This window comes from Hyalangium ruber, from assembly GCF_034259325.1.
In the GTDB taxonomy this organism is placed as follows: domain Bacteria; phylum Myxococcota; class Myxococcia; order Myxococcales; family Myxococcaceae; genus Hyalangium_A; species Hyalangium_A rubrum.
Window position 1 is genome coordinate 146,577 of the sequence record NZ_JAXIVS010000017.1, and the last position, 14,910, is coordinate 161,486.

Consider the following 14,910-nt stretch of genomic DNA (forward strand, 5'->3'; position numbering starts at 1 on the left):
CCCGTCACCCTCTTCTCGTTTCAGGAGCCTGCTTCAGAGGAGGCCGAGCGTGCCGAACACCATCTGCACCACCGGCTGATCGATGGAGTGCCCGTAGCGCATCACCGCGAAGCCATTGGTCAGTGCCGCGAAGAGCACGAGGTTCATGAAGAGCCAGCGCGGCGCGAAGCGCTGGAGCAGCGGAGACTCGAGCGCGCCGATGACGCCCACGCCGAGCAGGGGCAGCACGGGCACGAGCAACCTCGGGCCGTAGCACCACCCTCCGTCCCAGTAGAGCCAGATAGACGTGAGGATGAAGACGCAGAAGAACCCGGAGAGCAGCATCGCGCTCTCCCAGGGCTTGCGACGCACCAGCGCGGGCCAGCCCGCCACGGCGAACAGGAGCCAGGGCGCGTACACCAGCATGCCCCGGCGCGGGTGGAGCCACAGGCCCCGAGCTCCCGTCCAGAAGTCCCCCTTGTAGAAGGGGTAGGGCCCGAGCGCGGGCGAGCCGTAGAGGCGTGCGTTCAGCCACAACTGGAGGAGCCCAGCCAGGAAGGGCAGCAGCCCCAGCATCACGATCGAGCCCCACTTGCGCTCACGCAGCGCTGGCAGGGCGAGCGGTGCCAGGAGCAGCACCGACTGGGGCTTCATGAGCATCGCCAGCGCGATGAAGAGCCCGGTGAGCCAAGCCAGCTTCGGGCGGAGCGCCGTGGCGAAGGCGCCGGCCAGGAGGAACAGGAGGAAGGGCTCGTTGAAGAAGGAGCGCGCGTAGTACCAGAGCGGACTGCCCAGGAAGAGGGCCACCAGCGCGAGCCGCACCGCCCCCGCGTCGTCCGTGAGCTGCCGCAGCAGGCGCCAGGTGAACAGGAGCGCGCCCACGGTGGCCAGCGCCGCGAACAGGATGGCCAGGGGCTCGAGCAGCCCCGAACCACCCTTGAAGGGATAGAGGACGGGCGCGAGCAGGAGCGCGATGCCCACGGGGTGCGCGGGCGCCTCCGGCCCCTCGGCGATCCGCGGGTCGACGCCGGGCCGCACCTGGGCCATGGGCCTGCCGGCGCCATCTCGGGGCCAGTCGAAGACGTTCGGCCAGAAGAGTTCGGCCCAGACCCGGCGCTCGCCGTTCACGTACCAGCTCGTGTGGTGGTCCACGGAGCTCCCCGCGAAGCGCAGCCCGGCCTGCTGCCCTCCCATGTGGACCTCGAGGTAGTTGTTCTTGAGGTCGAAGTCCCCGTCCTCGAGGAAGCTGTCGATGAGGACGAGGTAGTGCGGCTCATCCCCTCCCACCACGCGGGGCCACGCCGGGCTCTCCCGCGTCTCGGAAAACACGCACGGGAAGAGCAACAGCGCTGCGATGACCGCGAGGAAGACCGCGTCCGCGCCCCTGGGCATGGCTGGATTCTTACTCCACCCGGTAGCTCTTCACCGCGCTGCTGAGCTGCTCGGAGATGATCTGCAGCGTGGTGGCGGCCTCGCCCGTGGAGCCGATGCGCGCCACCGTCTCGTCCATCATCTGCGACAGCTCGTTGACGGCCTGGGTGATTTGATTGATGCCCACGTTCTGCTGGTTCACCGCGGCGGCGATCTGCCGCACCGCCGAGGCGTTGTCCTGGACGATATTGGACAGCTCCCGGAGGTTCTGGCCGGAGGTGCGCACCTGCGTGAGCCCCGACTCCATGCGCTCGGCGCCCCGCTCGGTGATGCGCACGGCGGCGGTCACCGAACCGCTGATGTCGTCGAGCAGCTCGCGCACGCGGCTGGTGGCCTGGATGGACTGGTCCGCCAGCGCGCGAATCTCTCGCGCCACCACGCCGAAGCCCTTGCCGTGCTCGCCGCTGCGCACCGACTCGATGGCGGCGTTGAGCGCCAGCATGTTCGACTGGTCCGCTAGGTCCTTCACCGTCTGCGTAATGCCGCCGATCTGCTTGGTGCGCTCGCCCAGCTCGAGGATCTTCTGGGCGATCTCTCCCGCCTGGGCGCGAATGTCGTTCAGGCCGGCCATCGTCATCTCGATGGCTGCCTCGCCCGAGCGGGCCAGCTCGTCGGCGCGCTCGGCCACCGCCAGCACGCTCTCGGCCTTCTGCGCGGCCACGAGGCTCGTCTGGCGAATCTCGTGCGCCGTCACCTGCGTCTCCTGCAAGGCGGCGGCCTGGCGCGACACCGTCAGGGCCTGCTCGGCGGACGAGGCGTTGAGGTGGTCGGTGGACTGCTTGAGCGCATCGGCGGCCTGCTGGAGGTTGATGGTCACCTCTCGAAGCTTCTCCACCATCATGGAGAAGCTTCTGGCGAGCCTGCCCACCTCGTCGCCGCTCTTCACCTGGATGGCCCGGGTGAGGTCTCCCGACTCGACGATGTGCGCGGCCACGTCGGTGAGCTCTCGCAGTGGCCGGACGATGGTGCGCACAAACACCGCCGTCAGCACCACGCTGCCGGCGACGATCAGCACCGCCAGCACCAGCATCTCCCGGGGGAGTTCCTCCGCCCTGCGCTCGATGTGCTCGCGCGAGATGCCCACGTGAACCACCCCGCGCTTGCTCCCCAGCCGCACGGCGACGTCGAAGCCGCGGACGTGCCCCTCGGCCGTGTCCACGTCCACCGGGGTGATCAGCCGTTTGGTCGCCGATTCGGCGAGCACGCTCGGATCCACCCGGGTGGAGGAGAGCAGCGTGGTGGGGGGCGTCCCCCGGAAGGAGTGGGCCAGCACGCGACCCGTCGCATCCGTCACGTAGATGTAGCTCACGCCCTCATGGGCGCTGAGGTCATCGACCAGGGTGCGCAGCGTGCTGCCATCCGAGGTGGCGGAGTACTCGGCGGCGCGCGCCAGACCCAGGGCAAGCGCGGCGCCCTCGCTGGTGTGGGCCTCCACGAGGCTGCGCCGGAGCTGGCGCGTGGCCGCCACGGTGAGCAGCAGGGTCAGCACCACGCTGATCGTCGCGGTGACGAGGATGAACTTGAGGGAGAGGCCCAGCGAGAGCCGGGCCCGTAGGGGTAGTTTCACGGCTCAGGCTCCCTCGCCCTCGTTGCGGCCCACGCGGAGCCGGTCGAAGGGCCTGCTGCAGAACATCCGGATGAAGTCCGGCACGGCTGATAACGGCAAGGCCTGCTCGGTGCCGCCGATCTCCAGCGCTGCCCGTGGCATGCCGAATACGACGGAGCTGGCCTCGTCCTGCGCGAAAGTAACGCCTCCCGCGCGGCGGATCTCCAGCAGCCCCCGCGCCCCATCATCCCCCATGCCTGTGAGCACGCCCCCGCCCGCTCGGCTGCCATACGCTCGCGCCAGCGACGAGAGCAGCAAGTCCCCCGACGGACACGGCCCTCCGCGCGTGCGGCTGAGCCGGGCGATGCCCCGCTCTATGGTGAGGTCATTGCCGTCCAGCGGGAAGTACACCTTGCCCGCCTCGAGCCGATCGCCCTCGCGTGCGAGGCACACGGTCAGGGGCGTCATCTTTCCGAGCCACTGCACCATGCCGGGGGTGAAGCCCTCGGTGATGTGCTGGGCGATGACAATGGGGACCGACAAGTCCTTGGGCAGCCGCGATAGGAGCTCCGACAGCGCGGGAGGACCGCCGGTGGAGGCCGCGATCCCGAAGATGTCCACGCGAGCGCCCGTGGTGGGAGGAGGTGGCGCCATCTGGGCCCGCGGGCGACGGGAGACGACGGGCACCTCCGCCATGAGGCAGATGGACTGAACCAGCTCCCTGCCCCAGCGCCGCAGCTCGTCGGCCGAGCTCACGTTGGGCTTGGCGATGAGCTCCAGCGCTCCAGCGCGGATCGCCTGGAAGCCCAGCTCCGCGCCACGGTCCGCCACGGCGCTCACCACCAGGATGCGCGCCGGTGCATCCACCATGATGGCCGCGATGGCCCCCGGCCCATCCAGCCCGGGCAGCAACAGGTCCATGGTGATGACGTCGGGGCGCAGCAGGCGGGCGAGCTGCACGGCCCGGTTGCCGTCTCCGGCCCGGCCCACCACCTCGATGCGCGGCTCCTGCGCCAGCAGCGCCGCCATCGTGTTCACCATGGTGGGCGAGTCATCCACCATCAGCACCCGGATGCGCCGAGCCGTGTTCATGAGCGACCTCCTCGACGGCTCATCACGTCGAGCACCTCGGACAGCAACCGACCCGCGGCGCAATCCCGTTTGCTGAGGAAGCCATCGGCTCCCGCCGCCCTTCCCCGCTCCCGCCCGGCCTCGTGGGTGGAGACGAGGATGATGGGCAGATCCCGGGTCTCCGGTCGCTCGCGCAGCCTCCGGATCAGCGCCTCGCCGTCCATCTCCTCCATCTCGAGGTCGCAGATGATGACGTCGTAGCTGTCGGTCTGCAGGCGCTCCAGCGCGCGCGTGCCGCTGGAGGCCAGGTGGACGGTGAAGCCGCCCGCCTCCAGGTTGGCTCGGTGCAGCGCGCGGGCGGTCAGCGAGTCGTCCACCACGAGCGCCCGACGAGTCTGTTGCGAGGGCGTCGGCTGCGCCGGGTCCGACACCAACCAGCTGGGGCGCAGGATGAGCATCAGCTCACCGCGGATGGAGGTGGCCGCGCCCTGGTAGGCGGGCACGTCTCGCACCTCGGCGGGCAGGGGCCGGATGACGAGATCCCTGTCGCCCTCCACCAGGTCCACCGTGAGCGCTACGCGCTTGCCACCGCTGCTGATGATCATGATGGGCTGGCCCTCGGCGGGCAGCGTCGCCGCGCGCAGGCCCATGCGCGCCGCCAGGTCCATCACCGGAATGAGCTGGCCCTGGTGCTTGAGCTGCGCGCGCCGCCGGTTGATGTGCAGCACATCCATGCGGGTGAGCTGGGTGGCCTCCACCGCCAGCATGGGCAGGCCCATCATCTGATCGAACACGCGCACCACCAGCACGGGCGAGCTGCCCAGCTCCACCGGCAGGGTGAGCACGAAGCGCGTGCCCTGGCCCAGCGTGCTGGCCACCTCGATGCGGCCCTGGAGCGCCTCCACCGCGGCGCGCACCGCGTCCAAGCCCACGCCGCGCCCGGAGGTGTCCGTCACGTCGGTTCGGGTGCTGAAGGCCGGGCGGAAGATGAGGTCGCGGATCTGGTTGTCGTTCATCCGCGCCAGCTCTTCTGGCGGGGCGATGCCTCGCGACTCGGCTGCCTGGCGCACGCGCTTCACGTCGATACCGCGGCCGTCGTCGGCGCACTCCAGGAAGAGCAGGTTGCCCTGCTGCTCGATGCGCAGGGTGAGCGCGCCCTCGTGGTGCTTGCCCGCGCGCTCCCGGTCGCCCGGGGACTCCAGGCCGTGGTCCACCGCGTTGCGCAGCAGGTGGACCAGCGCGACGTTGAGCTTCTCCAGCAGCCGGCGGTCCAGCGACACCTCCGCGCCCACCACCGAGAGCCGGGCCTCCTTGCCGAGCTGCCGCGACAGGTCGCGAACCATGCGCTGCAGAGGCTCGAGGATGGTGCGCACCGGGCGGGTGGTGATGGCCTTGAGGCCCTCCTCCAGCTCGTCGACGATGTCGCCCGTCTCCTCGCCGTCCGAGCGCAGCGCGCGCCCCACGCCGGACAGCAGCGTGCGCGCCTCGGCCGTCTCCGCCAGCAACCCCTGGCGCGCCAGCAGCGACACCACCCGGTCCAGCTCGCGAGAGCGCTCCTCGGTGCGCAGGCGCACCTCGCGCAGGCGCTCCACCTCGCGCATCAGCGACGTCACCTGCCGCGAACTCACGCGCCAGCTCGCGCCCTCGGAGTCTCCGGAAGGCCCCTCCTCGCGCGTCGGCATCTCCACCGGAGCGGGCGCGGCGGGAGCGGCGACAGGAGCGGCGGCCGGGGCCGCGGCGGCGGGACCGGCAGCGGGGGCGCCCGCGGCGGGTGCCGCCTCCGCCCCCTGCTCCGCAGGGGGCGCCTCGGTGACGAGCAGGGCGAGCGCGGCGGTGTAGTCGGGCAGCGAGTCGCCTCGCCCGTCCGAGTGGGCCTGCACGCGCAGCAGGAAGATGTCGAGGCCGTGCAGAAGCACGTCCACCACCTTGCGCGGCATCTTCTGCACGTTGGCGCGCAGCGGGGCGAGCGCATCCTCCAGCTTGTGGGCGATCTCGCTCAGGTCCTGCAGCCCGAGGCTGGCGGCACTGCCCTTGAGCGTGTGCAGGTGCCGCCCCAGCCGGTTGTAAGCCTTGTTGAGCGCGTCGGTGTCCTGCCCGCCGCGCTCCAGGTCCAGCAGGTCCATGGTGACCTTCTGGCAGATCTCTTGCGCCTCGGCGGCGAAGCCGGTCACCAGGCCTTGGAGGAGCGGGTCAACGGACATGGCGCGCTCCTACGCCCGCGCGCGACAGCAGGCGCGGCGGATCAATCAGGTGGACGAGGTTCTGGTCGGCGTACACCTCGAGCACGGGCCCCTCGGCACGCACCCGCGCCGCCTCGACCGCGCCCACGGGCAGGCCCAGGGGACGGGGGATGGCCTCGCAGTCCACCGCGCACAGCTCGCCGTCGCCACGCTCCATCACCAGGAGCACGGCCGGATCCTGCCGCCAGCCGTGGCCACCCAGCAGCGAGGCGAGGCTGAGGGCCGCGAGCACCTGGCCCTGGAAGCGCAGCACGCCAATGACATGCGGCGCCGACAGGGGCACCGGGGTCACCATCCTCAAGGGCAGCGCCGCGCGCAGCGACTCGAGCGGCAGCGCATAGCGCTCCTCGCCCAGGGGGAACTCCGCTACCCAATGCACCGCCTCCTCGCGGCTGGACTCCGCTTGCTCGGCCTCACGCAGCCGCTTGGCGCGTTGCTCCAGCAGTTGGCGCAGCTCCTCTTCCTGCACCTCCTCCAGGGTCCGTGGCGTGACTTTCATTCAGCGGCTCCCTGCTGGTTCAGGTAGGCCTCGGCGGAGGCCTTGTAGAAGCGCGCCGGAAGGGCCTCGGGCCCCTCGACGATCTGATCCGGCGGAAGCCGGGCGGCCCGGGCATGGACGGCGCGCATGAGCGGGTAGGCGGCCGCGCGGGAGCCGCCGCGCTCGCGCAGCAAGGCCAGCTCCAACAGGCCGGGCAGGTACTCCGGGCACTGCCTCACCAGGTCCTCCAACTGGGCGGTGGCACGGTACTCATCCCCCTCCTCGATGCGCCGAAGCGCCTCCAGGTGGAGCTCCGTGGGAGAGCGCCGCGGAGGCAGGGGCACGGGCGTGAGGGCCACGGCGGGAATCGCGGACAGCCCCGTGCGCGAGGGCGCCCTGGGCATGGGGAGCGTCGGCGCCTCGGGGTGCAGGGGCCGGTGGAAGGCCTGCAGCTCGGGAGGCCCCACGCGCACCACGCCCACGGGAGGCCGGTCCACCTCCACCGTCCCCAGGAAGAGGTAGCCCCCCGGCGCCAGCGAGCGGACGATGTTGGCGATCGCCGCGTCGCGGGCCGATGGGGTGAAGTACGTGAGCACGTTGCGGCAGAGGATGAAGTCGAACGGGGCCACGATGCCCGACAGCGGCGCCATCAGGTTGGCGGCCATGAAGGTCGTGACGCTCCGCACGCTCTCGATGACGATGACCTGCCGCTCTCCAAAGGGCCGGTAGAGCGGAAACAGGTGCGGGCCGGAGTCGCGCCGGGACCAACTCCCGTAGATGGCGCGACGGGCCGTGTCGAGGCTGCCCTCGTGCAGGTCCGTCCCCAGCACCTCGACGACGACGCCCGGGGAGGCGCAGGCCAGCATGCAGGCGGCCAGCGAGTAGGCCTCCTCACCGGTGGCGCAGCCCGCGCTCCAGCCCCGGATTCGCCGGGGGTGGCCGCGCAGCACGGCCGGCGCCGCCTCCCGCGCGAGGAAGCGGAAGTGCTCCGGGTGGCGGAAGAAGTACGTCTCCCCCACCAGCGTGGCGCGCACGACGGACTGGGAGAACTCGCTGTCGGGCCGCTGCAGCTCGGCGATCAGGTCCCCCGGGGTGCGGCCCCGCGAGAGCTCGGCGCGCAGCGCCCGCTCGATCGACTCCCCTGAGATGGCATCTTCCCGAAAGCCCGTGCTCTCGGCGACGAGCTGGCGGGCCCGGGCGAACAGCACCGGCTCGATTCCGCCCGTCATGCGTCCTGCCCCACTCCCCCCTGCCGGAGCATCGTGGGCAGATCTCGCAGCAGTCCGCGCGAGATGAAGACCTTGGGATCCAACAAGGGCAGCGCGCGGCCATTGCCGACCCGCAGCATGCCCATGAGCCCTTCCTTGAGCAGGCCGTGCTCGGCCCCACCCACGCGGCGGTCGATCTCCGTCGCCGCGAACTCCTCCGGGTCCTGCACCCGGTCCACGCAGAGGGCCAGCGGTGTGCCATCCACGTGGATGATGACCAGCATGCGCTCGCGCACGGACGCGCGGTGCTCCAGGCCGAGCCGACGCGCCACGTCCAGCACCACCACGGCGGCCCCGCGCAACTCCACGTACCCACTCAGGTACGAGGGGCCCCCGGGCAGCGGCCGCAGCGCCGGCTGCAGCAGCACCTCGCGCACCGAGTCCAGCGGCAGGGCGAACTCCTGATCTCCCGCCGTCATCCGCAGCACCAGCATGGCGCCCACGCGCGAGCGCCGCCGGGCGTTCTCCAGTGCGGAGGCCACCACCGACAGCAGATCCTCGGCGCGGAAGGGCTTGGCCAGGAAGGCCTCGGCCCCCATCCCCAGACACGACTCCGCCCGGGACTTCTCCGAGGAGATGATGATGACGGGGATGTCGGCGATGGCCGGATCCGCCTTCATCTTCTGCAGCACCTCGTCCCCGTCCATCTCCGGCATCGACAAGTCCAACAACACGGCGGCAGGCTGCAGCCGCCCCACCTTCTCGAGCGCCTCGCGGCCGTTGCTCGCGGTGTTCAGCGAGTAGTGGCCGGAGAGGATGGCTCGCTCGAGCGCGAGGATGGCGTCGCTGTCATCGACGAGGAGAAGGGACGGAAGGCTCACGGCGAGGCTTGCGGCAGGAACTGACGAACGGTATCGGTCAAGTCACTGTGGGACACCGGCTTCTGGATGAAGGCGTTGGCGCCCGCCTCCTTGCCCCTGCGCCGCAGGTCCTCGCCCTTCTCCGCTGTCAGGAGGATGACGGGGATGCCGCGCACCTGGGGCTTCTGGCTGGCACGCACCTCCTTGACGAAGGTGATGCCATCCATGCCCGGCATGTTGATGTCCGCGATGACGACGCTCACGGGCACGACGTTCAAGAGCTGCAGGGCTCTCGATGCATCCTCGGCCTCGATGATGCTGAGCCGGAGACCCATCAAGTAGATCTTGATGATGTTGCGGACAGTCGGGCTGTCATCCACGACCAGGATGTTGGCGCTCACTCCCACGACTCCTCATGCGGGTTCCAGCTCGGCTCCCGCCGTAAACGATTAGACTCTAGCGTGACCGCTCCTACCGGAGAAAGCGTGGGCGGTGCGTTCCCTGTGGTCGGGAGGGTGCCGGGCAGGCACCCCCGACCCGCCTCTACTCACCCGCCGGGCGAGGCTCCTCTGCCTGCTCGGCGCTGGTGTCCACCGGCGGCGCGCCGATGGCGTGGTACCCCCCATCCACGTGGACCTGCTCCCCCGTCGTCGACGGCAGCCAGTCGGAGAGCAGCGCACAGGCCGTCTTGGCCACCATGTCGTGGCTGTCCTTGGCGCTCCAGCCCAGCGGCGCCTGCTTGCCCCAGCCCTGCTCCAGGGACTTGAAGCCCGGGATGCCCTTGGCGGCGATGGTGGACAGCGGCCCGGCCGCCAGCGAGTTGACGCGGATGCCCTTGGGGCCCAGGTCCCGGGCCAGGTAGCGCACGGTGGCCTCGAGCGCCGCCTTGCACACCCCCATCCAGTCGTAGATGGGCCAGGCGATGCGGTTGTCGAAGTCCAGGGTGACGATGGAGCCGCCGTTCGTCATCAGCGGCGCCACCGCCACGGCCAGCTCCTTGAGCGAGAACGTGGAGACGCGGAACGCCGTCTGTACGCTCTCCCAGGGCGTGTTGAGGAAGTTGCCTCCCAGCGCATCCTCGGGCGCGTAGGCCACGGAGTGGACGGCGCCGTCCACCCGGCCCCACTTCTGCTTCAGCGCCTCGGTGAGCGCGGTGAAGTGCGCCGGCTGGACGACATCCAGCTCCAGCACCTCCGTGCCGGGCTTGAGGCGCTTGGCGCTGCGCTCGGTGAGGGAGCGGGCGCGACCAAAACCCGTGAGGATGATCTCCGCCCCCTGCGCCAGCGCATGCTCGGCGATGCCATAGGCCAGGGATTGGGGGGTGAGCACACCGGTGATCAGGATCTTCTTACCCTGCAACAGCATGGGGACCCTTTCGCGATGAAGACGACTTGCCGGCGGTTTATCACTCCTGACGCTGGACGGGGGGCATGAAACCCACGTATGACACCTCGCGTCATCGCCTAACTCAGGGAAGACCTGCCTGGTTCGATCCCGCGGAGGTGGCGGTGGCCCCGTGTCCCTGGCGTGAAGTTGGGCTCACGGTGCGCATGACCTGTGCTGAAGCCTCGTGCTGAAACCTGGGCCCGCCTTCTCCTAAAGAGACCAACAAATCGCGGCGAAAACCCCCCAAAAGGGCGCCCTTCCAGTAAAAGACCATCCGCCATGGCGAACTTCCAGGACTCGTACCTCTCCGGCGCCAACATCGACTTCATCGAAGGGCTCTATGCCCGCTACCTCCAGGATCCCTCGAGCGTGGATCCGAGCTGGCGGGAGATCTTCGATCGCAACAACGGTGCCGGCCGTCCCATCTACAGCAAGAACCTGCTGGAGCAGCCTGCTCCCGCCGCGCCGCCGGGCAAGAACGGCAAGCCGGCGGCCGCCGTCGTCCAGGCTCCCGCGGCCGCCCCGGCCGCCGCTCCGGCCATCCCCCAGCAGGACATGCGCCTGCAGTCGCGGGTGGATCAGACCATCACCGCCTTCCGGCTGCGCGGCCACCTGCGCGCGAAGCTCGACCCGCTGGGCCGCCAGCGCGCGCCGCTGGACCATGTGGCCGACATGGGCATGGTGGACGAGAACCACTTCTCCACCGGCGAGCTGGAGCAGACCGTCGAGTCCAGCAACGTCTTCCCCGAGCAGCGGGTGAAGCTCGCGGAGCTGCTGGGCCGGCTGCGCCGCACCTACACAGGCTCCATCGGCGTCGAGTTCATGCAGATGCTCGACAGCGAGCGGCGGCGCTGGCTGCTGGGGCGCATGGAGCACAGCGAGAACCGCACCCCGTTCTCGGTGGAGGATCGGCGCCACCTGCTCACCAAGCTCTCCTACGCGGAGGGCTTCGAGAACTTCCTGCACACCAAGTACGTGGGTGTGAAGCGCTTCAGCCTGGATGGCGGTGAGAGCCTCATCCCCATGCTGGACGCCATCATCGAGGTGGGCAGCCAGCAGAACCTCCGCGAGGTCGTCATCGGCATGGCCCACCGCGGCCGCCTCAACGTGCTGACGAACATCCTCCACAAGAGCCCGGACGAGATCTTCAGCGAGTTCGAGGGCCCGGCGGACCCCAAGGCGTACATCGGCCGCGGCGACGTGAAGTACCACATGGGCTTCTCGTCGGACCACACCACGCGCGGCGGCACCTCGGTACACCTGTCGCTGGCCTTCAACCCCAGCCACCTGGAGGCGGTCGACCCCGTGGTGGAGGGCCGCGTGCGCGCCAAGCAGGACCGCAGCGGCGACACCGAGCGCACCCGCGTCATGCCCCTGCTCATCCACGGGGACGCGGCCTTCATCGGCCAGGGCGTGGTGGCCGAGACGCTCAACCTCTCGCGCCTGAAGGGCTACGAGACGGGCGGCACCATCCACCTCGTCATCAACAACCAGGTGGGCTTCACCACCGACCCGCACGACTCGCGCTCCTCCATCTACGCCACCGCCATCGCGCAGATGCTGGACGTGCCCGTCTTCCACGTGAACGGGGATGACCCGGAGGCCTGCGTCCACGTGGCGCGCATGGCCGCCGAGTACCGGCAGACCTTCAAGAGCGACGTCGTCGTCGACCTCATGTGCTACCGGCGCTACGGGCACAACGAGGGCGATGACCCCTCCTTCACCCAGCCGTTCATGTACGACCTGATCCGCAAGCAGCCCACGGTGCGGACGATCTACGCCAAGGATCTGGCTGAGAAGGGCCACATCTCCGCCGAGCAGTCCGAGGCCATCAAGCAGGCCTGCCTCAAGGAGTTCGACGACGCGCTGACGCGCATCAAGCAGGCGCGCCAGTTCAAGGAGCCCAACGCGCTGCAGGGCCTGTGGAAGCCCTACCAGGGCGGCTCGCAGAAGAACGCGCCCGAGGTGCCCACCGCCGTGGACAAGGGCCGGCTGCGCGAGTACCTGCGCAAGCTGACCGAGGTGCCCGCCGGCTTCAACGTCCACCCGGTCGTCGAGCGCACGGTGCTCAAGAAGCGCCTGTCCATGCTGGACACCGAGGAGCTGCTCTGGTCCGAGGGCGAGTCGCTGGCCTACGCCACGCTGCTGTCCGAGGGCTACCCGGTGCGCCTGTCCGGCCAGGACAGCGAGCGCGGCACGTTCAGCCACCGCCACGCGGTGCTGCACGACGTGAAGACCGCCGAGCGCTTCGTGCCGCTCTCCCAGTTCTCCACCGGCCGCGCCTCGTTCCAGGTCTACAACAGCGCCCTGTCCGAGATGGGCGTGATGGGCTTCGAGTACGGCTACAGCCTGGACGTGCCGGACGGCCTCACCATCTGGGAGGCGCAGTTCGGCGACTTCGCCAACGGCGCGCAGATCATCATCGACCAGTTCTTCGCCGCTGGTGAGAGCAAGTGGCGCCGGCTCTCGGGCCTGACGCTGCTCTTGCCCCACGGCTACGAGGGCCAGGGTCCGGAGCACTCCAGCGCCCGCCTGGAGCGCTTCCTCAGCCTGTGCGCCGAGGACAACCTCCAGGTCTGCTACCCCACCACGCCGGCGCAGATCTTCCACCTGCTGCGCCGCCAGGTGGTGCGCCCCTACCGCAAGCCGCTCGTCATCATGTCGCCCAAGAGCCTGCTGCGCCGCCCCGAGGCGGTGAGCAAGCTGGAGGAGCTCGCCACCGGCCAGTTCCAGGAAGTCATCCCCGACCGCAAGGACATCGACCCGGCGGGAGTGACGCGGCTGCTCTTGTGCTCGGGCAAGGTCTATTACGATCTCGTCAAGGCGCGGGACGAGCAGAAGGCGAACCACATCGCCATCGTCCGCCTGGAGCAGCTCTACCCGTTCCCGTTCGAGACGCTGGCCCGCATGGTGGCGAGCATGCCGAAGCTCGCCGAACTCTTCTGGGTCCAGGAAGAGCCGCGCAACGCGGGCGGGTGGTATTTCATGTTCCCCCGCTTGCACGACGTGGCATCCTCGCGCGCCAGCGGGCCCCTGAAGATCGGCTACATCGGGCGGGCGGATGCCGCCAGCCCCGCAACCGGCTTCACGAAGACCCACGACTACGAGCAGCAGCTGATCGTCGAGGAAGCCATCCTCCGAGGAACCAAGAATGGCCGTTGAACTGAAAGTGCCGCCGCTGGGCGAGTCCATCACCGAAGCCGTCGTCGGCAAGTGGAACAAGAAGAAGGGTGAGGCTGTCTCCGTGGACGAGCCGCTGCTCGTCCTGGAGACGGACAAGGTCACCATCGACGTGCCCGCCCCCGCCGCGGGCGCGCTCGTCAGCCTCAACTTCAAGGAGGGCGACAAGGTCCGCGTGGGTGAGGTGCTTGGCCTCATCGAGGCCTCGGGTGCCGCCGCCGCCGCGGCTCCCGCGTCCGCGCCCGCCGCCGCGGCTCCGGCGCCCGCCGCCGCTCCCGCCGCCGAGACGCGCACGGCGCCCATCACGCCCACCGCCGTGAAGATGGCGGAGGCCCACAACCTGGACCTGGCGCAGATCCAGGGCTCGGGCACCGGCGGCCGCGTCACCAAGGAGGACGTGCGCGGCAAGCTCAACCAGGGCACCCCGGCTCCGGCGCCCGCCGCCGCGCAGCAGGCGCCCTCGGGCCCCCGCGCCAACGCCGCCCGCGAGGAACGCGTGCGGATGACGCCGCTGCGCAAGCGCGTGGCCGAGCGCCTCATCCAGGCCCAGTCCACCGCCGCCATCCTCACCACCTTCAACGAGGTGGACATGGGCGAGGTGATGGCGCTGCGCAAGAAGTACAACGACAAGTTCCAGGCCAAGCACAACGTGAAGCTCGGCTTCATGAGCTTCTTCGTGCGCGCCAGCATCGAGGCGCTCAAGGCCTTCCCGCAGATCAACGCGGAGATCGACGGCGAGGACGTCGTCTTCAAGAACTACTACGACATCGGCGTGGCGGTGTCCGGCTCGCGCGGGCTGGTGGTGCCGGTGGTGCGCGACGCGGACAAGATGTCGCTGGCGGACCTGGAGAAGAAGATCGGCGACTTCGGCACGCGCGCCCGCGCCGACAAGCTGACCCTGGCGGAGCTGCAGGGCGGCACCTTCACCATCTCCAACGGCGGCATCTTCGGCTCGATGCTGTCCACGCCCATCCTCAACCCGCCGCAGACGGGCATCCTGGGCATGCACAACATCGTCGAGCGGCCCGTGGTGCGTGACGGGCAGATCGTCATCCGCCCCATCATGTACGTGGCGCTCAGCTACGACCACCGACTGGTGGACGGACGCGAGGCGGTGCAGTTCCTCGTGCGTGTCAAGGAAGTCATCGAGGATCCGGAGCGGCTGCTCCTGGAGGTTTGACGGCTTAATCGTCAATTCCCCACTCGCATCTGGACTTGTGGCGGGAGCCCCCACTACAACATGGGGGCCTTCCGGTAGTCGGAGGGCAGAAGAACCCGGGGGGCTCCGGCGCCGCCCGTCGACGAAGGAAGCAATATGGCAACTGGTACCGTGAAGTGGTTCAACGATGCGAAGGGCTTCGGTTTCATCACGCAGGACGGCGGGGGCGAGGACGTGTTCTGCCACCACACTGCGATCAACATGGACGGCTTCCGCACCCTTCAGGAGGGGCAGAAGGTCCAGTTCGAGGTGACTCGCGGCCCCAAGGGCCTTCAGGCCCAGAACGTTCGCGCTGCCTGATGTGAGCGTAAG

The 14,910-nt window shown here is 69.6% G+C and carries 12 protein-coding genes; 3 read left to right on the forward strand and 9 right to left on the reverse strand.

What is annotated here, in order from left to right:
- Window positions 1-33: 33 nt before the first annotated feature.
- The 9 genes from SYV04_RS37005 to fabI all read right to left on the reverse strand — a co-directional run bounded on the left by SYV04_RS37005 (window position 34) and on the right by fabI (window position 10,178).
- Entirely contained in the window at window positions 34-1,371 is a 1,338-nt protein-coding gene (locus SYV04_RS37005) for a hypothetical protein (protein ID WP_321550758.1), read from the reverse strand.
- Window positions 1,372-1,381: 10 nt separating this feature from the next.
- Entirely contained in the window at window positions 1,382-2,977 is a 1,596-nt protein-coding gene (locus tag SYV04_RS37010; protein WP_321550759.1) for a methyl-accepting chemotaxis protein, read from the reverse strand.
- Window positions 2,978-2,980: 3 nt separating this feature from the next.
- Complete coding sequence (locus SYV04_RS37015; RefSeq protein WP_321550760.1) at window positions 2,981-4,048, reverse strand: chemotaxis protein CheB; 1,068 nt, start codon at window positions 4,046-4,048, stop codon at window positions 2,981-2,983.
- Window positions 4,045-6,228 carry a hybrid sensor histidine kinase/response regulator gene (locus SYV04_RS37020; RefSeq protein ID WP_321550761.1) on the reverse strand — a complete coding sequence of 728 codons (2,184 nt, stop codon included), beginning with the start codon at window positions 6,226-6,228 and terminating at the stop codon, window positions 4,045-4,047. The genes SYV04_RS37015 and SYV04_RS37020 overlap by 4 nt, the downstream gene beginning before the upstream one ends.
- A complete protein-coding gene (locus SYV04_RS37025; protein WP_321550762.1) occupies window positions 6,218-6,766 on the reverse strand; it encodes a chemotaxis protein CheW in 549 nt (182 codons plus the stop codon). The genes SYV04_RS37020 and SYV04_RS37025 overlap by 11 nt, the downstream gene beginning before the upstream one ends.
- Complete coding sequence (locus SYV04_RS37030) at window positions 6,763-7,974, reverse strand: CheR family methyltransferase (RefSeq protein WP_321550763.1); 1,212 nt, start codon at window positions 7,972-7,974, stop codon at window positions 6,763-6,765. Before SYV04_RS37030 ends, SYV04_RS37025 begins: the two co-directional genes overlap by 4 nt.
- Window positions 7,971-8,834, reverse strand: coding sequence for a chemotaxis protein CheW (locus tag SYV04_RS37035; RefSeq protein ID WP_321550764.1), 864 nt, complete (start codon window positions 8,832-8,834; stop codon window positions 7,971-7,973). Before SYV04_RS37035 ends, SYV04_RS37030 begins: the two co-directional genes overlap by 4 nt.
- The gene (locus SYV04_RS37040; protein ID WP_321550765.1) at window positions 8,831-9,214 is read right to left on the reverse strand and encodes a response regulator; all 384 of its coding nucleotides are present in this window, start codon (window positions 9,212-9,214) and stop codon (window positions 8,831-8,833) included. The genes SYV04_RS37035 and SYV04_RS37040 overlap by 4 nt, the downstream gene beginning before the upstream one ends.
- Before the next feature lie 142 nt (window positions 9,215-9,356).
- Window positions 9,357-10,178 (reverse strand): enoyl-ACP reductase FabI, encoded by an 822-nt coding sequence (fabI, locus tag SYV04_RS37045; RefSeq protein WP_321550766.1) that lies wholly within the window; start codon window positions 10,176-10,178, stop codon window positions 9,357-9,359.
- Between the two features lie 300 nt (window positions 10,179-10,478).
- On the opposite strand from fabI, the gene SYV04_RS37050 reads away from it, so the two are divergent.
- From SYV04_RS37050 to SYV04_RS37060, 3 genes are all read left to right on the forward strand, one after another.
- A complete protein-coding gene (locus tag SYV04_RS37050; RefSeq protein WP_321550767.1) occupies window positions 10,479-13,361 on the forward strand; it encodes a 2-oxoglutarate dehydrogenase E1 component in 2,883 nt (960 codons plus the stop codon).
- Window positions 13,351-14,559: a 2-oxoglutarate dehydrogenase complex dihydrolipoyllysine-residue succinyltransferase gene (odhB, locus tag SYV04_RS37055; protein WP_321550768.1), complete on the forward strand. Its 1,209-nt coding sequence runs from the start codon at window positions 13,351-13,353 to the stop codon at window positions 14,557-14,559. The genes SYV04_RS37050 and odhB overlap by 11 nt, the downstream gene beginning before the upstream one ends.
- Before the next feature lie 135 nt (window positions 14,560-14,694).
- Complete coding sequence (locus tag SYV04_RS37060) at window positions 14,695-14,898, forward strand: cold-shock protein (protein WP_321550266.1); 204 nt, start codon at window positions 14,695-14,697, stop codon at window positions 14,896-14,898.
- The last annotated feature ends 12 nt before the right edge of the window (window positions 14,899-14,910 follow it).